This is a genomic window from Streptomyces sp. NPDC085900, from assembly GCF_044540925.1.
Classification (GTDB): Bacteria; Actinomycetota; Actinomycetes; order Streptomycetales; family Streptomycetaceae; genus Streptomyces; species Streptomyces gilvifuscus.
Genome location: NZ_JBITSP010000004.1, coordinates 849,343 through 869,135, shown reverse-complemented (window position 1 = coordinate 869,135; position 19,793 = coordinate 849,343). Strand labels below are relative to the sequence as shown.

15 protein-coding genes are annotated in these 19,793 nt (G+C 73.5%); 8 read left to right on the top strand and 7 right to left on the bottom strand.

All coding sequences use genetic code 11. From position 1 onward, the window contains the following. Positions 1-28: 28 nt before the first annotated feature. The 4 genes from ACIGDI_RS17960 to ACIGDI_RS17945 all read left to right on the top strand — a co-directional run bounded on the left by ACIGDI_RS17960 (position 29) and on the right by ACIGDI_RS17945 (position 6,698). Complete coding sequence (locus tag ACIGDI_RS17960) at positions 29-1,177, top strand: ROK family glucokinase (RefSeq protein ID WP_399897272.1); 1,149 nt, start codon at positions 29-31, stop codon at positions 1,175-1,177. Beyond that, positions 1,174-1,752, top strand: a complete 579-nt coding sequence (locus tag ACIGDI_RS17955) for a sugar kinase (RefSeq protein WP_399897269.1) — start codon at positions 1,174-1,176, stop codon at positions 1,750-1,752. The genes ACIGDI_RS17960 and ACIGDI_RS17955 overlap by 4 nt, the downstream gene beginning before the upstream one ends. 96 nt (positions 1,753-1,848) lie before the next feature. Beyond that, positions 1,849-4,674: an SNF2-related protein gene (locus tag ACIGDI_RS17950; protein ID WP_399897266.1), complete on the top strand. Its 2,826-nt coding sequence runs from the start codon at positions 1,849-1,851 to the stop codon at positions 4,672-4,674. Then, positions 4,671-6,698: an SWIM zinc finger family protein gene (locus tag ACIGDI_RS17945; RefSeq protein ID WP_399897263.1), complete on the top strand. Its 2,028-nt coding sequence runs from the start codon at positions 4,671-4,673 to the stop codon at positions 6,696-6,698. The genes ACIGDI_RS17950 and ACIGDI_RS17945 overlap by 4 nt, the downstream gene beginning before the upstream one ends. Positions 6,699-6,711: 13 nt before the next feature. Here the strand turns inward: ACIGDI_RS17945 and ACIGDI_RS17940 are convergent, their stop codons facing one another. From ACIGDI_RS17940 to ACIGDI_RS17915, 6 genes are all read right to left on the bottom strand, one after another. Beyond that, the gene (locus ACIGDI_RS17940; protein ID WP_399897260.1) at positions 6,712-7,041 is read right to left on the bottom strand and encodes a cupin domain-containing protein; all 330 of its coding nucleotides are present in this window, start codon (positions 7,039-7,041) and stop codon (positions 6,712-6,714) included. 141 nt (positions 7,042-7,182) lie between these two features. Continuing rightward, entirely contained in the window at positions 7,183-7,800 is a 618-nt protein-coding gene (locus tag ACIGDI_RS17935) for a vitamin K epoxide reductase family protein (protein ID WP_399897257.1), read from the bottom strand. Further along, entirely contained in the window at positions 7,797-8,579 is a 783-nt protein-coding gene (gene narI / locus ACIGDI_RS17930) for a respiratory nitrate reductase subunit gamma (RefSeq protein WP_399897254.1), read from the bottom strand. The genes ACIGDI_RS17935 and narI overlap by 4 nt, the downstream gene beginning before the upstream one ends. Then, on the bottom strand, positions 8,576-9,397 hold the full coding sequence (narJ, locus tag ACIGDI_RS17925) for a nitrate reductase molybdenum cofactor assembly chaperone (RefSeq protein WP_399897251.1): 822 nt from the start codon (positions 9,395-9,397) through the stop codon (positions 8,576-8,578). The genes narI and narJ overlap by 4 nt, the downstream gene beginning before the upstream one ends. Continuing rightward, complete coding sequence (gene narH, locus ACIGDI_RS17920) at positions 9,394-10,917, bottom strand: nitrate reductase subunit beta (RefSeq protein ID WP_399897248.1); 1,524 nt, start codon at positions 10,915-10,917, stop codon at positions 9,394-9,396. The genes narJ and narH overlap by 4 nt, the downstream gene beginning before the upstream one ends. Before the next feature lies 1 nt (position 10,918). Continuing rightward, positions 10,919-14,614 (bottom strand): nitrate reductase subunit alpha, encoded by a 3,696-nt coding sequence (locus ACIGDI_RS17915; protein WP_399897245.1) that lies wholly within the window; start codon positions 14,612-14,614, stop codon positions 10,919-10,921. Between the two features lie 405 nt (positions 14,615-15,019). On the opposite strand from ACIGDI_RS17915, the gene ACIGDI_RS17910 reads away from it, so the two are divergent. The 4 genes from ACIGDI_RS17910 (at position 15,020) to ACIGDI_RS17895 (ending at position 18,850) form a co-directional block, all read left to right on the top strand. Continuing rightward, positions 15,020-15,514, top strand: coding sequence for a hemerythrin domain-containing protein (locus ACIGDI_RS17910; protein WP_399897242.1), 495 nt, complete (start codon positions 15,020-15,022; stop codon positions 15,512-15,514). A 191-nt stretch (positions 15,515-15,705) separates the two neighbouring features. Then, positions 15,706-16,206 (top strand): hypothetical protein, encoded by a 501-nt coding sequence (locus tag ACIGDI_RS17905; protein ID WP_399897239.1) that lies wholly within the window; start codon positions 15,706-15,708, stop codon positions 16,204-16,206. Positions 16,207-16,609: 403 nt separating this feature from the next. Then, entirely contained in the window at positions 16,610-17,863 is a 1,254-nt protein-coding gene (locus ACIGDI_RS17900) for a TIGR04053 family radical SAM/SPASM domain-containing protein (RefSeq protein ID WP_399897236.1), read from the top strand. A gap of 6 nt (positions 17,864-17,869) precedes the next feature. Next, entirely contained in the window at positions 17,870-18,850 is a 981-nt protein-coding gene (locus ACIGDI_RS17895) for an Acg family FMN-binding oxidoreductase (RefSeq protein ID WP_399897233.1), read from the top strand. Positions 18,851-18,874: 24 nt separating this feature from the next. Here the strand turns inward: ACIGDI_RS17895 and ACIGDI_RS17890 are convergent, their stop codons facing one another. After that, a complete protein-coding gene (locus tag ACIGDI_RS17890) occupies positions 18,875-19,339 on the bottom strand; it encodes a pyridoxamine 5'-phosphate oxidase family protein (RefSeq protein ID WP_399897230.1) in 465 nt (154 codons plus the stop codon). Between the last annotated feature and the right edge of the window lie 454 nt (positions 19,340-19,793).

Sequence of the window (19,793 nt, the reverse complement as noted above, 5' to 3'; positions counted from 1 at the left end):
CGTGAGCGTGCGGCACAATCGGGCCTTGATGAGCACCTACGGCAACTTCACGGCCCCCATAGGCTCCCGGCGTGCCCCGGCCCTGCGCACGGTCGGCACCCGAGAGCGCCGCTCGCACCTGACCGCACCCCGCGTGCCGACGGTCGGCATCGACATCGGGGGCACCAAGGTCATGGCAGGCGTCGTCGACGCCGACGGCAACATCCTGGAGAAGCTCCGCACGGAGACCCCGGACAAGTCCAAGAGCCCCAAGGTCGTCGAGGACACCATCGTCGAGCTGGTCCTGGACCTGTCCGACCGCCACGACGTGCACGCCGTCGGCATCGGCGCGGCCGGCTGGGTCGACGCCGACCGCAACCGCGTGCTCTTCGCCCCCCACCTGTCCTGGCGCAACGAGCCGCTGCGCGACCGCATCGCCGGCCGCCTCGCGGTGCCCGTCCTCGTGGACAACGACGCCAACACCGCCGCCTGGGCCGAGTGGCGCTTCGGCGCGGGCCGCGGCGAGGACCACCTGGTCATGATCACGCTCGGTACCGGCATCGGCGGCGCGATCCTGGAGGACGGCCAGGTCAAGCGCGGCAAATACGGCGTGGCGGGCGAGTTCGGGCACATGCAGGTCGTCCCCGGCGGACACCGCTGCCCGTGCGGCAACCGCGGCTGCTGGGAGCAGTACAGCTCCGGCAACGCCCTGGTCCGCGAGGCCAAGGAGCTGGCCGCCGCCGACTCGCCGGTGGCGTACGGGATCATCGAGCACGTCAAGGGGCAGATCGGCGACATCACCGGCCCGATGATCACCGAGCTGGCCCGCGAGGGCGACGCGATGTGCATCGAGCTGCTGCAGGACATCGGCCAGTGGCTCGGCGTCGGCATCGCCAACCTCGCCGCGGCCCTCGACCCCTCCTGCTTCGTCATCGGCGGCGGCGTCTCCGCGGCCGACGACCTGCTCATCGCCCCCGCCCGCGACGCCTTCAAGCGCCAGCTCACCGGCCGCGGCTACCGCCCCGAGGCCCGAATCGTGCGCGCCCAGCTCGGCCCGGAGGCCGGCATGGTGGGCGCCGCCGACCTCGCCCGGCTCGTCGCCCGCCGCTTCCGCCGCGCCAACCGGCGCCGGGTCGAGCGCTACGAGCGCTACGCCCGGTACACCGACGGCCGCCGCTCCACACAGGACACCGCATGACGGCATCGCTGCCGCGTCAGGTGGCGCCCCCGGACGAGCCGGGGCAGCCCGAGGACCGCCGCCACATGATCCGCCGCAGGGCGCTCACCCTGCTCATCATCGTGCTGCTCATCGGCGTCCCGGCCGGCTACCTGGTGATCTCCGCGAACCAGAGCCGCAACAGCGGCAAGGACAAGGAGGCCAAGTACTCGGCGACCGGCCTCACCAGGGGCTGGCCGTCGAAGGTCCAGCGCCGCATCTACCAGGTGCCGATGCCGCACCCCTCCGGCAAGGTCGCCTACTACGAGACGAACAACTGGAAGACCAGCCGGCTCTACGTCCAGTTCCAGACCCCGGTCCGCAACCTCGACGTCTTCCTCCACGACATGGGCGTCAGCCGCGCCGACCTCAAGCGCGACGACATCACCATCGGCGCGCGCGACCAGAAGATCACCGGCTGGCGGTTCACCCGCCCCGGCCCCTGGTACGGACTGGTCCACAAGCAGAAGGACCCGGCGCCCACCCAGGACGTCGTCGTGAACATGTCCGACGCGAACAACCCGTTCTTCTACGTCGTCTCCCGCACGGTTCCCTAGCCGGCCCCGGCCGGGCCGTCGGGGCCGATTGTCAGACCCCGCCCGTAGAGTCGAAGACGTCTGATCCGACACACGGGCCGGGAGGTGACAGGTCGTATGGGTGACACGGCTGTGGTGGCCGAACACGCGGGAGCGCCGATCCCCGTCCGACTCGCGGCCGTCTTCCTGCCCGCACCCCTGCCCAGGAACGGCCGGATCGCCTTCTGGGACCCCGACGGCGACCCGCTGCCCGCCGAGGACACCGAGCTCACGGTCGTACGACCGCACGGAGCGTCCGGCGTACGGCGCAGGAGCGCCCCCGCGCTGACCCTTCCCGTCGGCGAGGCCCTGCCCCACCTGGTCCGCGCCCGCCGTGACCCGGCCGCCCACCCCGCCACCGCCTGCTGGGGAGCGGCCGCACTGCACGCGCTGCGGCTCGTCGCCCGCGGCCGCCTGCTGCCCGGCCTGACGGCCACCGGCCACGACGCCTGGCGGGCCGGCCCCCTGGACCCCGAAGACATCGCACACCTCAGGGCGGTCGCCGCCGCCCTGCCCCACGAGGGCCACGCGGTCCCGCTGCCCGGCCCCGGCCCGCTGCTGCTGCCCGAGCCGGAGGCGCTGATGCGCGCCTTCCTGGACGCGGTCGCGGACACCCTTCCCCGCACTCCGGCCGCCCCGCACGCCTGCGGCAGGCCGTTCGCGGACCGCCGCCCGCAGCGCCTGCCCGACGCCCACGACTGGGCCGCGGAGGTCGCCGCCGGCATGGACGCCGGCGTGCGCATCTCCCTCCGCCTCGACCTGTCCGCCTACGAGTTGTTCGACGGCGAGGAGTCGGTGCGCACCGCGGGCGCCGCGATCGTCCAGGTGCACAGCCTCGCCGACCCCACCCTCGTCGTCGACGCGGCGGCCCTGTGGGCGGGCGAGGCGGACGCCGCGTTCGGCCCACGCGCACGCGTGGACGCCGCCCTCGCCGTGCGGCGCGCGGCCCGCATCTGGCCGCCCCTGGACCGGCTCGCCGAGCAGGACGTGCCCGACGTCCTGGCCCTGCAGGACGAGGAGCTGGGCGACCTGCTCGGGGTGGCGGCGACGCGGCTCGCGGCGGCGGGCGTCGCCGTGCACTGGCCTCGGGACCTGGCCCAGGACCTCTCCGCGGCCGCGGTGGTACGCCCCGCCCCGGGCTCGGCGACCGACGGCACGGGCTTCTTCGAGAGCGAGGAACTCCTGCAGTTCCGCTGGCAGTTGGCGCTCGGCGGCGACCCGCTCACCGAGGCCGAGATGGACACCCTCGCCGAGGCGCACCGCCCGGTCGTCCGCCTCCGGGACCGCTGGGTGCTGGTCGACCCGGCCCTGGTCCGCAGGGCCCGCAAGCGGGAGCTCGGCCTCCTCGACCCGGTCGACGCCCTGTCCGTCGCCCTCACCGGCACCGCGGAGGTCGACGGCGAGACGGTCGAGGCGGTCCCGGTCGGCGCGCTGGCCGCCCTGCGCGACCGCCTCACCACCGGGGTGCGCCCCGCCGAACCCCCGGCCGGCCTGCACGCCACCTTGCGCGACTACCAACTGCGCGGCCTGGCCTGGCTGGACCTCATGACCTCCCTCGGCCTCGGCGGCTGCCTCGCCGACGACATGGGGCTCGGCAAGACGATCACGGTGATCGCGCTGCACCTCAAGCGCGCCCGCCGCGAGCCGACCCTGGTCGTCTGCCCGGCCTCCCTGCTCGGCAACTGGCAGCGGGAGATCACCCGCTTCGCGCCCGGCGTCCCCGTCCGCCGCTTCCACGGCCCCGACCGCAGCCTGGAGGACCTGACCGGCGGCTTCGTCCTCACCACCTACGGCACCATGCGGACCGCGGCACCGCGCCTCGCCGAGCAGCGCTGGGGCATGGTCGTCGCGGACGAGGCACAGCACGTCAAGAACCCGTACTCCGCGACGGCGAAGGCACTGCGCACCATCCCGTCCCCGGCGCGCGTGGCCCTCACCGGCACGCCCGTCGAGAACAACCTCTCCGAGCTGTGGGCCCTGCTCGACTGGACCACGCCCGGGCTCCTGGGCCCCCTGAAGTCCTTCCGCGCCCGGCACGCGCGCGCCGTGGAGAACGGCGAGGACGCGGAGGCGGTCGAGCGGCTCGCCCGCCTGGTCCGGCCCTTCCTGCTCCGCCGCAAGAAGTCCGACCCGGGCATCGTCCCCGAGCTGCCGCCCAAGACGGAGACGGACCACCCCGTACCGCTCACCCGCGAACAGGCCGCGCTGTACGAGGCGGTGGTCCGGGAGTCCATGCTGGCCATCGAGACGTCGCAGGGCATCGCGCGCAGGGGCCTGGTGCTCAAGCTGCTGGGCGCCCTGAAACAGATCTGCGACCACCCCGCCCTGTACCTGAAGGAGGAGACGGCCGCCGCGTCCGACGGCCGCCTGCTCGCCCGCTCCGGCAAACTCGCCCTCCTGGACGAGCTGTTGGACACGCTGCTCTCCGAGGACGGCTCGGCGCTCGTCTTCACGCAATACGTCGGCATGGCCCGGCTGATCACCGCCCACCTGGCCGCCCGCGCGGTCCCCGTGGACCTGCTGCACGGCGGCACGCCCGTCCCCGAGCGGGAACGCATGGTGGACCGCTTCCAGGGCGGCGCGACCCCGGTGCTGGTGCTGTCCCTGAAGGCGGCGGGCACCGGCCTGAACCTCACCCGCGCCGGCCATGTCGTCCACTTCGACCGCTGGTGGAACCCGGCGGTGGAGGAGCAGGCCACCGACCGTGCCTACCGCATCGGCCAGACCCAGCCGGTGCAGGTCCACCGCCTCATCACGGAGGGCACGGTCGAGGACCGCATCGCCGAGATGCTGGAGGCCAAGCGCGCCCTGGCCGACGCCATCCTCGGCTCCGGGGAGTCGGCGCTCACCGAACTGACCGACCGCGAACTCTCCGACCTGGTGTCCCTCAGGAGGCCGTCATGACCCCGAGCCCGGCGGACGAGGTCCGCCGCGCCCTGCGGGAGGCACGGGAGAGGCGGCTCCGGGACGAGGGAGAGGGCGCCGGGCCCGAGTCGACGGCCGTCGCGGAGGCGGGGGAGGGGACCGCACCCCGGGAAGCCGTCGAGGGGGCGCCCGCGGACGGAAGGGAGTCGTCCGAGGGATCTCGGAATGCCGAGGTGCGACCCGGTGATGCCGCGCGCGCGGCACTGCGGCGGGCCCTTGCCGCCGAGGCACCCCTCGCCGGCGGGCCGCTCGAGGAGGGCGATGTCCCTGACGGAGGAGAAGCGGAGCCGTTCGTCGACGGCGAAGGCGGACCGCCGAGCACCTCTCCCGATGTTCGGCCGAGCCGGGGCGCCGACGCCGCGCGGGAAGCGCTGCGGGCAGCCCGTATCAGGGCGCGGCGGGACGAGGAGGCCGGTGAGCGGGCGGGCGGTCGGCCCGCGTGGGGGCCGCGCCGCGCCGAGCGGACGGCCGAGGCGACGCGCGGGGGTGCGGTCGGGCTGTCTCCGGGTGGCGAGGCGACGCGCGCAGGCGCGATCGGCCGGTCTCCGGGCGGTCAGGCGCGCGCCGTGCGGGAGTTGCTGGCCGGGGCGTTCCACATGCCGTCCGACGATGCCCCACCGGAAGACGGGACGACGCGCGACGACCGCACCGGGAAGGCAGATTCGGCCGACGCGGACGCTCGGCTCGCGGCCCCTGACAGTGCGCCCGGCCCGGACGTGATGGCTCCTCCGCCGCCCCCGTCCATGGCCGCCCCGTCCCGCGACGGGGAGCTGCGGCGCACGTTCCCCGCCCTGCCGCCCCCGGATTCCGGGGCGTTCGCGCGGACCTGGTGGGGAAACGCGTGGGTCACGGCCCTGGAGGAAGGCGCGCTGGACGCCAAGAGGCTGGCCCGCGGCCGGAGTTACGCCGAGCAGGGGCACGTGGACGCCATCACCGTCACGCCGGGGCTGGTGCTCGCGTACGTGCAGGGCAGCCGCCCGCGCCCGTACCGGGTGCAGGTGCGGCTGCGCACGCTGGAGGACGCCGACTGGCAGCGTTTCCTGGACGCCGCCGTCGAGCGGACCGGACACATCGCCGCGCTGCTCGACAAGGAGCTGCCGCATTCGCTGGCCGACTGCGGGGTGCCGTTGCTGCCGGGGCCGCACGACCTCGACCCGCACTGCAGCTGCCCCGACCGCGGCCACCCCTGCAAGCACGCCGCCGCACTGTGCTACCAGACGGCCCGGCTGCTCGACGCAGACCCCTTCGTACTGCTTCTGCTGCGCGGCCGCGGCGAGCGCGAGCTGCTCGACGCCCTCTCCCGGCTGAACGCGGCCCGGGCGGCCCGCGCCGCCCAGGAGCGGGAACCGGCGCCCCTCCCCGGTGTCCGGGCCGCCGAGGCAGTCCTGGCGGCCGGTCAACTCCCGCCCCTGCCGCCGCCGCTGCCCGTGCCCCCGCACCCCGGGCAGCCCCCCGCGTACCCGGCGGCGCCGGGCGGCCCCGACCCCTTCGCACTGGACCAGCTGGCGACCGACGCCGCCGCCCGTGCGCACGCCCTGCTCAGCACCGGCCGCGATCCCGTGGCCGACCTGACGCTGTGGCAGGACGCGGTCCGCGTCGCCGCCGCCCGCCCGGGTTCCGGCCTCACCGCGGCCACCCGGTCCCTGTACGCCTCGTTGGCCTCCGCGTCCGGCCGCACCCCGGCCGAGCTCGCGCGGGCGGTCGCCGCCTGGCGGCAGGGCGGTCTCGAAGGGCTCGCCGTCCTGGAGGAGCCCTGGGACCCGCCGGCCGGCCGCTTCGACCGCGCGCGTCCCCTGCTCCTCGCCGCGGACCTCCCGGCCTTCCGCCCCTGGCACAACCACCTCACCCACCCGCGCGGCCACGTCCAGCTCCGCCTCGGACGCGACGGCCTCTGGTACGCCTACGAGTCCGAGCCGGGCCACGACGGCTGGTGGCCGCGCGGCACACCGGACCTGGACCCGGTAGGGGCGCTCACCGGCCTGGGCGCGCCGAACGACCTCTGAACGAGCGGTGACGTCAGGCCTTGGCGACGGTGAGCAGGACGACGGCGTCCTCGACCGCCCGCAGGCTGTGGCGGGCGTCGGGGATGGCGATGAGGTCGCCGGTCCTGCCGTCCCAGGACGTGTCGCCGCTGGTGAGACGGACCCGCCCGCGCAGCACCAGCAGGGTCGCCTCCCCGGGGTTCTCGTGCTCGGCCAGCTCGGTGTCGGCGGTCAGGGCGAGGACGGTCTGGCGCAGGACGTGTTCGTGGCCCCCGTACACGGTGGTGGCGCTGCGGCCGGTGGCTGCGGCCGCAGCGCGTTCGAGGTGTTCGCGGGCGAGAGCGTCCAGTGACAGTTTCTGCATGGTGACCAGTGTCCGCGCAGCAAGGGGCGGCTGCCAGCGCGGGCACGGACGCCGGCAGCCCCGCACAGGACCAACAGCCCCCGCCCGTAGGGCTGTTCGGCACATTGCTCCGCGGCATCGCCGCCCCGCCGGGTCCGCCGCTCAGAGCAGGCCGCTCCAGTAGGACCAGAAACGGGTGAGGACCAGCATCACGATCACCCCGTACCAGCCCGCGAGCAGCAGTCCGTGGGTGTCGCGCAGGACCGTGACCACGCCGCGTGGCGCGCGCAGGATCCCCCGTTCCAGGCAGTGCAGCGTCAGGTACCAGAACAGGGCGATGGTGACCACCCAGACCGCCGCGCAGTAGGGGCAGAGCTTGTTCAGCTCGTACAGGGACTGGCCCATCAGCCAGTGGACGAAGACCACTCCCGCCAGCGCCCCGGCATCCAGCGCGAGCCACAGCCGGGGGTGCAGGCGGGCCCCGGCCAGCACGGCGACGCCCAGCGCGGTCACGGCGGCGAAGGCGCCCAGTCCGAGCAGCATGTTGGGGAATCCGAAGAGGCTGCCCTGGGCGCTGGACATGACGCTGCCGCAGCTCACGACGGGGCTGATGTTGCACGGCGGCCGGTAGGCGGGGTTCTTCAGCAGCCGCCAGTCGTCCACCGTGAGCTGGAAGGAGGCGAACCAGCCGAGGACCCCGGCCACGAGCATGACGAGACCGGTACGGCGTCCGGCGCCCACCGCGCGCGTACACGGGGCGGGCGTGAGGTCGCCGCTCATGCCGCGCGACGCGAGACGGAGGAGGCCTCCGTCCGGACGGCCGATGCCGGGGCGGGCGGTGTGCCGGCCCGCCGCCGGTAGACCAGGTAGGGCCGGACGAGGTAACCGACCGGGGCGCTCCACACGTGCACGAGCCGGGTGAAAGGCCAGGCGGCGAAGAGCAGGCAGGCGCTCAGGGCGTGCAGCTGGAACAGCAGCGGCGCCCCGGAGATCGCCTCGGGCTGCGGGTGGAGGGTGAAGACGCCGCGGAACCAGACGGAGACGGTCTCCCGGTAGTCGTAGCCGCCGCCGAAGACGTTGTGCACGGCGGTGGCGCTGAAGCCCAGCAGGACGGTGAGGGAGAGGAGGGGGAAGAGCAGCTTGTCGCTGCGGTCGGTGGTGAGGCGGATCCGGCGGGCGAGCAGCCGGCGGGCGCACAGCATGCCCAGGCCCGTGACCATGGCGACCCCGGCGACCGAACCCAGCGCGACGGCCGTGGTGTGGTAGGCGTGTTCGCCGACGCCGGCCGCCTCGGTCCAGGAGGCGGGGACGGCGAGGCCGACGACATGCCCGGCGATCACGGCGAACGCGCCGAGGTGGAACAGCGGGCTGCCCCAGCGCAGCCAGCGGTGTTCGAGCAGCTGGCTGGTGCGCGAGGTCCAGCCGAACTGGTCCTGGCGGTAGCGCCAGACGTGCCCCACCACGAACACGGCGAGGCAGATGTAGGGGAAGGCGGTCCACAGCAGCAGGTCGGTGCTGCTCGCCGCGGCGGTGGCCGACAGGGGGAGCGGGGCGTTCATCGGGGGCCTTCCGTACGGCTGGTCGGGGCGGGCGGTACCCGGGTCGGCGGGGCGGGCGGCGGCGGTACGAAGGTGCCCGGAGGCGCGAACTCGCCGTCTCCGTAGGTGCCGTAGGGGTCGAGTCCGACGTCCTCGTTGGGCGGGCCCTCGGCGACGAGCCGGGCCACCGCGGTCCGGTCGGCCTCGGTGGGCGGGGGCAGCAGGGTGAGCAGCGAGGCCAGGACGTGCCGGTAGGGCGAGTCGGCGTCGGTCAGCGCCCGCTGGATCAGTTCCAGCCCGCGGCGGTGCTGGCGCAGCGGTGCCTCACCCCCGCCCGGGCCCGCCAGGGCGGCGAACTCCAGGACGACCGGGAGGTGGTCGGGCAGTTCGCCCCCGTCGGTGTCCCAACCGGCGGCGCGGTAGCGCTGGTTGAGGGTGAGCAGGGCCATGCCGCGGCGCCGGGTGTCGCCGTGCAGGTAGTAGGTGAGATAGAGGCTGCTCTTGCGGCGCAGGTCGAACATCTCGACGTAGTGCCGTTGCAGTGCCTCGGGTTCCTGCGCGGCGAACCAGCGGGTGAACCGCGCCAGGTGCTCCGCCGCCGGCGTGTCCGGCAGGGCCGCCACCACGGTCGTCAACTCCGCCCGTGCGTCGGTGAGTTCCTCGTCGGGGTACTGCAGCAGCAGGGACACGAGCCGCAGGGTCAGTGCCCGGCCGGCGGTCTCCTCGGGCGTGAGCCGGCCGGGCCGACGTACGGCGGCCCGGACGCGGGTGCGCACGAGCGCGGGAATCGACCGGGGTCCCCCCAGGCGTCCGGCACTGGGCGAGGGCAGGGGGCTCATGCTCGTCCTCCGTCGGATGCGCGGCGCAGGGTGGGGATGCCGAGCATCACCTTGCGGGTCTGGGGGTCGCCGGTGGTCTCCACCGGGCAGCGGTTCTCCATGGCGCTCAGCGCGGCCGCGTCCTCCTTGTGCGCGGCCGGCACGACGTAGCGGTCGTCGTACTTGGCGACGGCGAGCAGCCGGTGCAGGTCCTCGGCCTCGCTCGCGGTGAGCCCGACGGCCGCCAGCGCCGCCTCGTCGGCCTGCTCGCCGAGCGTTCGCGAGCGCATGTGGGAGCGGAGCGCGGTGAGTTTCATCAGCACGCCGGCCACCACGTCGGTGTCGCCCGCGGTGAACAGCTCCGCCAGGTACTCCAGCGGGATGCGCAGCCGGGTGACGGCGGCGAAGACGTGGTCGGGGTCGTCCTGGTCGCCGCCCGCGCCGGTGACGGCGTCCAGCACCGGGGACAGCGGCGGCACGTACCAGACCATGGGCAGGGTGCGGTACTCCGGGTGCAGCGGCAGCGAGACCCGGTAGCGGCAGACCAGGTCGTACACGGGGGAGCGGCGGGCGGCCGCCAGCCAGTCCTCCGGGATGCCCGACTCCCGTGCCGCGGCGATCACTTCGGGGTCGTTCGGGTCGAGGAAGACCCCGCGCTGGGCGTCCAGCAGGTCCTGTTCGTCGGCGGTGGCCGCGGCCTCGCCGACGCGGTCGGCGTCGTACAGGAGCAGTCCGAGGTAGCGCAGACGGCCGACGCAGGTCTCCGAGCAGACGGTGGGCTGGCCGGCCTCGATGCGCGGGAAGCAGAACGTGCACTTCTCGGCCTTGCCGGTGGCGTGGTTGACGTACACCTTCTTGTACGGGCACGCCGTCACGCACATCCGCCAGCCCCGGCAGCGGTCCTGGTCGACCAGGACGATGCCATCCTCGGTGCGCTTGTACATCGCGCCCGACGGGCAGGCGGAGACGCAGGCGGGGTTGAGGCAGTGCTCGCACAGACGGGGCAGGTGGAAGAGGAAGGTCTGCTCGAACTCGAATTTCACCTTCTGCGCCCACTCACCGGAGAGGTTGGGGTCGCCGCCGGCGTGTTCGGGCGCGCCGCCCAGGCCGTCCTCCCAGTTGGCGCCCCAGGTGATGGCGGTGGGCCGGCCGGTCAGCACGGAACGGGGGCGGGCGACCGGGATGTCCTGGCCGGCCGGGGCGCCGACGAGGTTGTCGTAGTCGTAGGTGACCGGCTCGTAGTAGTCCTCGATGGACGGCAGGTCGGGGTTGGCGAACAGCGACAGCAGCCGCTTGACCCGGTTGCCGGAGCGCAGCACCAGCCGGCCGCGCTTGTCGAGCATCCAGCCGCCCTTCCACCGCTGCTGGTCCTCGTAGCGGCGCGGGTAGCCGACGCCGGGCTTGGTCTCGACGTTGTTGAACCAGGCGTACTCCACGCCGGTGCGGTTGCTCCACGTCTGTTTGCAGGTGACCGAACAGGTGTGGCAGCCGATGCACTTGTCGAGGTTCATCACCATCGCCACTTGGGCCATCACGCGCATGTCAGTACTCCACGTCCTGCGAGCGACGGCGGATGACCGTGACCTCGTCGCGCTGGTTTCCGGTCGGGCCGTAGTAGTTGAAGGCGTAGGTGAACTGCGCGTAGCCGCCCGCGAGATGGGTGGGCTTGAGCAGCAGCCGGGTCAGCGAGTTGTGGATGCCGCCCCGCTTGCCGCTGACCTCGGTCTTCGGCACGTTCACGGTGCGGTCCTGGGCGTGGTACATGTACACCGTTCCCTCGGGCATGCGGTGCGTGACCACGGCCCGGGCGGCGACGACGCCGTTGCGGTTGTAGGCCTCGATCCACTCGTTGTCCCGCACGCCGATCTTCTCGGCGTCGGCGGTCGACATCCAGATCACGGGACCGCCGCGGGACAGGTCGAGCATGTACTTGTTGTCCTGGTAGTTGGAGTGGATGGACCACTTCGAGTGCGGGGTGAGGTAGCGCACCGTCACCTCCGCGCGTCCGTCCCGCAGCTGCTCGTCCCCGTAGTGCCGGGGCGTGTTCAACGGTGGCCGGTAGACGGGCAGTTGTTCACCCAGCTCGGTCATCCAGTCGTGGCTGACGAAGAAGTGCTGGCGGCCGGTGAGGGTGTGCCAGGGCTTGCGGTGCTCGGTGTTGATGACGAACGGCGAGTAGCGCCGCCCGCCGGTCTCCGAGCCCGACCACTCGTAGGAGGTGATGACCGCCCGGGGCTGGGTGCGGGTGTCGGCGAACGTGATCCGTTCCGCCTCCCGCTCGGCGGAGAGTTCGACCAGGCCCTCGCTGCCGGTCTGCTCCTGCAGCCGGCGGAAACCCTCCGTGGCCAGGCGCCCGTTGGTGGTGCCGGACAGGGCGAGGATCGCCTCGCACATGTCGGTGGCGGTGGCCAGGGACGGGCGGCCGGCGGCCACGCCCTCGCGGACGGTGCCGTTGCGGTGGCGCAGGTCCTCGATCTCCCGGTCGGGGTGGACGGTGACGCCCTTGGTGGTCGTGCCGAGCGTGTCGAGCAGGGGGCCGACCGCCCGCATCTTCTGCGCCACGGCCGTGTAGTCGCGTTCGACGGTGACGAGCCTCGGCATGGTCCGGCCCGGGACGGGCTCGCACTCGCCGGCCTTCCAGTCCCGCACCACGCCGCCGGGCTGGGCGAGTTCGTCGGGGGTGTCGTGCAGCAGCGGCACCGCCATGACGTCGGTGCGGGTGCCCAGGTGCTCGACGGCGAGCTCGCTGAACCGGTCCGCGATCGTCAGGAAGGTGTCGTAGTCGGTGCGCGCCTGCCAGGGCGGTGCGATGGCCGGGGTGAAGGCGTGCACGAAGGGGTGCATGTCCGTCGACGACAGGTCGTCCTTCTCGTACCAGGTCGCGGCCGGCAGGACGACGTCGGCGAGCAGTCCGGTGGAGGTCATCCGGAAATCCATCGCGACCAGCAGGTCGAGCTTGCCCTCGGGCGCCTCGTCGTGCCAGACGACCTCCTGCGGCCGGTGCTCGGGCGGGGTCTCGGCGGAGCGGACGGCCGCGTCCGTGCCCAGCAGATGGCGCAGGAAGTACTCGTTGCCCTTGCCGGAGGAGCCCAGCAGGTTGGCCCGCCACACCGTCAGCACGCGCGGGAAGTTGGCCGGGTCGTCAGGGTCCTCCACGGCGAACCTCAGCCGCCCCGCCTTGAGTTCGTCGACGACGTGCTCGGCGACCGGGCGCCCCTGGGCCGCGGCTTCGTCGGCCAGGTCCAGCGGGTTGCGGTCGAAACCGGGGTGGCCCGGCGTCCAGCCCAGCCGCACCGCCTGCGCGAGGGTGTCGGCGAACCCCTTGCCCTTGAAGCGGCCCGTGCCCAGCGGCGAGGCCAACTCCTCGGGCCCGAAGGCCTCGTAGCGCCACTGGTCGGTGTTCAGGTACCAGTACGAGGTGCCCGCCATGTGCCGGGTGGGCCGCTGCCAGTCGAAGGCGAACGCCAGATGCTGCAGCCCGGTGACGGGACGGACCTTCTCCTGGCCGACGTAGTGCGCCCAGCCGCCGCCGTTGACGCCCTGGCAGCCGGTCATCGTCGTCAGCGCCAGGAACGCGCGGTAGATGGTGTCCGAGTGGAACCAGTGGTTGGTTCCGGCGCCCATCGCGATCATCGAACGGCCCCGAGTGCGCTCCGCGTTGCGGGCGAACTCACGCGCGATGCGGGCGGCCTGCTCGGCCGGCACCGAGGTGACGGTCTCCTGCCAGGCCGGGGTGTACGGCTGCGAGGCGTCCTCGTAGGAGGCGGGCCAGCTGCCCGGCAGGCCGGGGCGGTGGACACCGTACTGGGCCAGCATCAGGTCGAAGACGGTGGTCACCAGACGGCCGCCGACCGTGCGGACCGGCACACCGCGCGTCATCACCGAACCGCCCTCGGTGGGGCCCTCGTCGAAGCGCGGCAGGGCGATCCCGACCGTGTCCTCGGCCGACTCCAGCAGGCTCAACTCGGGTACCACGTCACCGAGTTCCAGGTTCCAGCGGCCCCGCTCGGCCTCCCCCCAGCGGAAGCCGAGCGAGCCGTTGGGCACCACCGGTTCACCGGTGGCCGCGTCGAGGAGCACCGTCTTGGACTCCGCGTGCTCCGTGTCGTGCCCGAGGTCGGCCGCGGTCAGGAACCCGTCCGGGACCAGACCGTGCGCGCCCTCGCGCAGGGTCACCAGGAACGGCGCGTCCGTGAACGACCTCAAGTAGTCCCGGAAGTACGGCACTTCACGGTCGACCAGGAACTCCCGCAGGATCACGTGACCCATCGCCATGGCCAGCGCCCCGTCGGTGCCCGGGTGCGGGGCGAGCCACTCGTCGGCGTGCTTGACGTTGTCGGCGTAGTCCGGGCTCACCGCGACGACCTTGGTGCCGTTGTAGCGGGTCTCGGTCAGGAAGTGCGCGTCCGGTGTACGCGTGACGGGGATGTTGGAGCCCCACATCACCAGATAGCCGGCGTTCCACCAGTCGGCCGCCTCGGGCACGTCCGTCTGGTCGCCGAAGACCTGCGGCGAGGCGATCGGCAGGTCGGCGTACCAGTCGTAGAACGACAGCAGCGTGCCGCCGATCAACGACATGAACCGGGCCCCCGCGGCGAACGACGCCATCGACATCGCCGGGATCGGCGAGAACCCGGCGACGCGGTCGGGCCCGTACTCCTTGACGGTGTGCACCTGCGCGGCGGCGACCAGCTCCGCCACCTCGTCCCACTCGGCGCGCACCAGACCGCCCTTGCCCCGCGCCCGCTTGTACGCCCGGGCCTTCGCCGGGTCGGAGGTGATCTCCGCCCACGCGGCCACCGGATCGCCCAGCCGCCGGCGCGCCTCGCGCCACAGCTTCAGCAGCGCGCCCCGCACATACGGGTAGCGCACCCGGCTGGGTGAGTACGTGTACCAGGAGAACGACGCGCCCCGGGGGCAGCCACGCGGCTCGTACTCAGGGCAGTCGGCGCCGATCGACGGGTAGTCGGTGGCCTGGTGCTCCCAGGTGATGATGCCGTCCTTGACGTACACCATCCACGAGCAGGAGCCCGTGCAGTTCACGCCGTGGGTGGAGCGCACCACCTTGTCGTGCGCCCACCGATCCCGGTAGAACCCCTCCCACTTGCCGTCGTTCTCACCGAACACGGCCCGGCCGTCGGCCGAGATCTCACGCCGCGTCAACAGCCGCCGGGCCGCGAGCGGCCAGCCCTGCTCGCCGCGCGGCCGTTCCCGCCGACCGTTTTGATCGTTCTCCATGGCTCGGAACGCTAGGCGCGCGTCCCTTCGTGCGCCTGGGGCCGGCGGTCCTGGCCGGGCGGCCTTCCGGCCCAGTCCCGGCGGTGCCGACAGGGCCCAATGGTCCCCAGTGTGGGGTCCGGTCGGCGGGCGAGGAGGGCGGGTCCGGCGATGCATTCTGAGCACTGATCGAACCGCGGATGCCGAGGCGCGGCCACGACCGCGCGCCGTACTCGTCGGCGGCCGTCACCCCGTCCCAGGCCGCCTGGGTCACGGCGAGCACGGAGTGTGCCGCCCGGATCGGTCGTCCGTCCGGCCGCCTCGCGCGGCCGGACGCGGCATCCGCCCCGCGTCGGCGCGCATCCGTGGCCGCCGCCACCCGCACCGGCCGGCCACGTCGGCCGTCGACCTGTTGGAGACACCGTCATGAGCGTGCTCACCGTCGCGTCGGCCCCCGAGGACGCCATCGCTCTCGAGAGCGCCGAGGCGCACCAAGCCCGCACGGCGCGGGAACTGGCCGGACGGGTGGCACTGCTGACCACCGCGGCGGGCACCGACCCGAGTGCGGCCGAGCGGGTCCGCGCCGGTCTCGTGGCCTTCTGCGACCGAGAGGTGCTGCCGTACGCGGCGGCCGAGGAGGCCGTCCTCTACCCCGTCGCGCGGACCATGCCCGACGCCCGGCTGCTGATCGTGAGCCTGGTGTCCGAGCACCGCTGCCTCGGCGCGCTCGTGGACGCGATGCGCGAGGCGGCGCCGGCGGACGCGGTGGCCGAAGCCCGGGCCCTGCAGGTCCTGTTCGAGGAGCACACCGCCAAGGAGAACGGCCTGGTCCTGCCCCTGCTGGCCATGGCCCCCGGGGTTTCCCTGGCCACCCTCCTCACCCGACTCCACGAGCGGCTTCCGTCGGCCCAACGGAGGTAATGAGACGGCGATCTGACGCACTGTCGGACTGATCCGGCGAAGCCCGAGAAGACCGACGGCTGCGGCGGGGGCCGCGGTTGTAGCTGTGGCGGTGCGCCGGAGACGGCCGGTCGGCCACGAAACCTGGCGGCTCCGGCTCGGCCACCGCTGACACCCCTTTTCACCGCCCCGAGTACGAAAGAAGACCCGCCATGAAGGCCGCACCCCGCCGCACCAACGCCCTGATCGGTTCGGTCGGCATCGCCCTGTCCGCCGCCGGGCCCGTCATGCTGCTGCGAGGCCGCAGCGGCCGTAAGGAGATACGAGCCGAACTGACGGCGCAGCGGATCACCTTCCCGGACCACGGACTCCCCGCCCACCTGGCCCGCTTCACCGGCTGCAGGGTGGAGACCGGTCACGAGGCCCATGCCTACGCCGATCTCATCAAGGACCATCTCGCCCCGGCGACCGGCGGCCGCACCTACGCGGAGATCACCGACGAACTCCACGCCGGCGGAGGCGAGGACGAGAAGCTCGCCCAACTGCGGCAGACCGCGTTCATGGGGGAGACCCTGCGCGGCTCGCTGCTGTCAGCCTGCCAGGCCTGGCACCTCACCACCCTCGTCATGGGCCTCGGCACTTTGCTGACCGCCACCGGAGCAGCCCTCGTAGCCACTGCCACCGGTCTTGAGGCGAAGCCGCGCCGCACCTGACCGTCCTGCGTCACCGGCCCGCAAACCGAGCCGCGCCGCACCTGACCGTCCTGCGTCACCGGCCCGCAAGTCCCGCCGCGCCGCTCCTGACCGTCCTGCGTCACCGGCCCACAAGCCCCGCGTGCCGCACCTGACCGACCGCAGGTCAAGGGACCCTCGGCCCCTCGGAGGGGACTGGTCGGCCGCCGCGCCGGGCCGTGTCGACTCCGCATGATGATCAGTGACCGACCCGGAGGTATCCCGTGCACCACCGCAACCCGCGCCTGTGCGGCCGTTTCCGTCGCCGTCCCTCGGCACAGGCGCCGCGCACGGTCCGAGCCGGTCACCGTCCGGCCGCCCGCCTCGTCTGCCCTGACTCCAGGGCGGCCGGACGCAGTCTCGGGGCGCGAGGGAGGGCGAGCGGGTGAGCACCGCCGTACGGGCCGTGCGCCGCCGGCGGCACGACGCGGCGGAGCGCCCGTTCATCGTCATCTGGGAGCCCACCCGGGCCTGCCCGCTGGCCTGCCTGCACTGCAGGGCCGAGGCCGTGCCACGCCGTGACCCCCGCGAACTGGACACCGCCGAGGCCAAGGAACTGCTGCGCCAGGTCGCCGAGTTCGGGCAGCCCGTCCCGCTGTTCGTGATCACCGGCGGAGACCCGTTCCAGCGCCCCGACCTCACCGAACTCATCGCCCACGGCAGGCGGATCGGGGTCCGGGTCGCCGTCTCGCCCTCCGGCACCCCCACGCTCACCGAGGAACGGCTGCGTGCCGTGCACGCCGCGGGCGCCTCCGGGCTCTCGCTCAGTCTGGACGGTTCCACCGCCGAGGTGCACGACACCTTCCGCGGGGTGCCCGGCGTCTACCGCTGGACCCTGGACGCCTGGGACACCGCCCGCTCCCTCGCCATGAAGGTGCAGATCAACACCACGGTCGCCCGGCACAACCTGCACGACCTCCCCGACATCGTCCGGTTGGTCGCCGAGCACGGGGCGGTGCTGTGGAGCGCCTTCTTCCTGGCGCCCACCGGCCGGGGCCGCGACCTCGGCGCACTGACCCCGGCCGAGACCGAGGACGTGCTCAACTTCGTTCACGACGTGGGCCTGACCGTGCCCGCCAAGACCACCGAGGCCCACCACTTCCGCCGCGTCGCCCTGCAACGCCGAATCCTCGCGGACCGCGGCGAGGACCATGTCGCGGTGCTCGGCCTCGGACCCCTGTACCGCGAACTGCGCGACCGAGCGGCCGAGTTGGGCCTGCATGCCGAAGTGCGCCGGGTGCGGCGCCCACCGCTGGACGTCAACGCCGGCCGCGAATTCGTCTTCGTCTCCCACACCGGCAGCGTCCACCCCAGCGGCTTCCTGCCGCTCAGCGCGGGAAACGTGCGCACCTCGCCGCTGACGTCCGTCTACCGCACCTCGCCGCTGTTCACCGGCCTGCGAGCCCCCGGCATGCTCCAAGGCCGTTGCGGGGCCTGCGAGTTCCGCGAGGTCTGCGGCGGTTCGCGGTCACGGGCGTACGGCGTCACCGGCGACCCCTTCGCCGAGGAGCCGTGGTGCGGCTACCGGCCCGGTTCCTTCCCCTACCAGCGGGAGCTGGCCGTGCTGCTGAACGGGGGAGCCGGCGAGGAACCCGCGGGAGGCGGCGGCCGCCCGCACCGCAGCAGCTGCAAGGAGTGAGGACCCGTGCTGTACGCCCCAAGCCCCGCCCTGGACCCGGCCACCGTGGAGTCGCTGCTCGCCGCGGCCGTGGCGGCCCCGTCGATCCACAACACCCAGCCGTGGCGCTTCCACGTGGACCCCCGCGACCGGATGGTGGAGGTCCACACGGTGCCGGAGCGGACGCTGCCGCTGACCGATCCCACGCACCGCGCCCAGCATCTGTCCGTGGGCGCCGCCGTCTTCAACCTCCGGCTCGCGGCCGTCCACCACGCACTCCGGCCCGAGGTGGCGCTCCTGCCGGACCCGGGCGAACCGGGACTGCTGGCCACCGTACGACTGACGGGTCCGTCCGTCGGGGACGACCGGCTGCCGGACCACGGCCTGTACGCGGCCATCGCGCGCCGGCGCACCAGCCGGCTGCCGTTCACCGGGCGCCCGGTGCCCGACCCCGTCGTGGCGGAGATGGTGACGGCCGCGCATGCCGCCGGAGCGCGCCTGTACGTGCCGGACTTCGCCGGGACGAGGCGGTTGTTGCGGCTGACCGCCGCGGCCGAGGCACGCAACCACGCCCACCCCGACCGCACCGCCGAAACCCGGACCTGGCTCAGGACCCCGGGCTCGCACATCCCGTACGGCATCCCCGTCACCGCCCTCGGCCCACCCGACGCGGCCGCCCGGATACCGATGCGGGACTTCACCGGCCGGCTGCCTGGCCCGCGCCTGCCCGCCCTGGGGTTCGAACGCCACGTCCAGACGGCCCTGTTGTGGACGTCGCACGACCGCCGTGAGGACTGGCTGCGGGCGGGCCAGGCCCTGCAGTACGTTCTGCTCACGGCGACTGCCCGCGGTCTGCGCACCTCGCTCCTGCACCAGGCCATGGAATGGCCCGATCTGCGCAGGGCGGCGGCTCTGCCCCGAGGCGGGCGGTGCCACCCGCACATCCTGATCAGGTTCGGCTACGGGCGGGACGGCGCCCGTACCCCGCGCGACGATCCGCGGGGCTGACCCGCAGCGGGGACGGCAAGACGTTCAGGCACCGGTCCCCGCGGGGTGCGCGGCGTCGGCACCGTTCGGCGCCGCGTCGAGGGCTCCGTTGAGCTCGCGCCCGGTGACCATCTCGGCCTCGATCCGGACGAAGACGCCGTTCCGCGGGGGCATCCAGGAGATGGGTCCGGTGCGGGACAGCCGCTCGTGTTCGGCGGGGTCGGTCACCACGGTGGCCCGCCCGGTGACGATCACGCTCCAGCCGGATCGGGTGACCGCGTCGAACTCGTCGGCCTCGAAGGCGACCACGACGCCGTCGACGGCCCGCACCAGGTCCGAGGAGGGCGATGTGTACATCAGGACGGCGGAGTCCGCGTCCAGGGAGAAGTTGATGGGCGTGACCGCGGGCAGCGCCTGACGGGTGTACACGACGCGGCCGACCGGCACTTCGGCCAGCAGGCGCAGACTCTCCTGTCGGTCGAGTGCGCGGAAGCTGTCTGACTGGAACATCCGTCCATGGTCGGTGGGCGTGTGCGAAGCGGGTAGGGCCGACCGGCCCCACTGCGACGTGCGGGACGTCCGTCCTCGACCGGGGACCGTCGGTCCCTGCCGCCGACGGACGGGGGTACGTGCAGTGTGGGCGGACCGCCGTTTCGGCGCGGGCGTCCCGGCACGGATCCAGTCGCACGCCGTCAGCGCCATGCTCTTCTCCGCTTGGCCCACGCACCCCTACGTCGTCCACCGCACCCCCGACGACCGGCTCGGCGCCCGCGCCCCCCGTCCCGGCTGGGAACGCATCGGGTGACCACCCCGCCCGCACAGTCGTGCCGTCGGCATCGGCGTCCGCGGCGGCGGCCGAAGCGGAGATCATCCGGCGCCCGGAACGCCATGCCCCTCCCCAGGCCTTCACCCGATCCCACCCGCATTCTCACGACCTGCGTCTGAGGGGCACAGTGAGATGTGG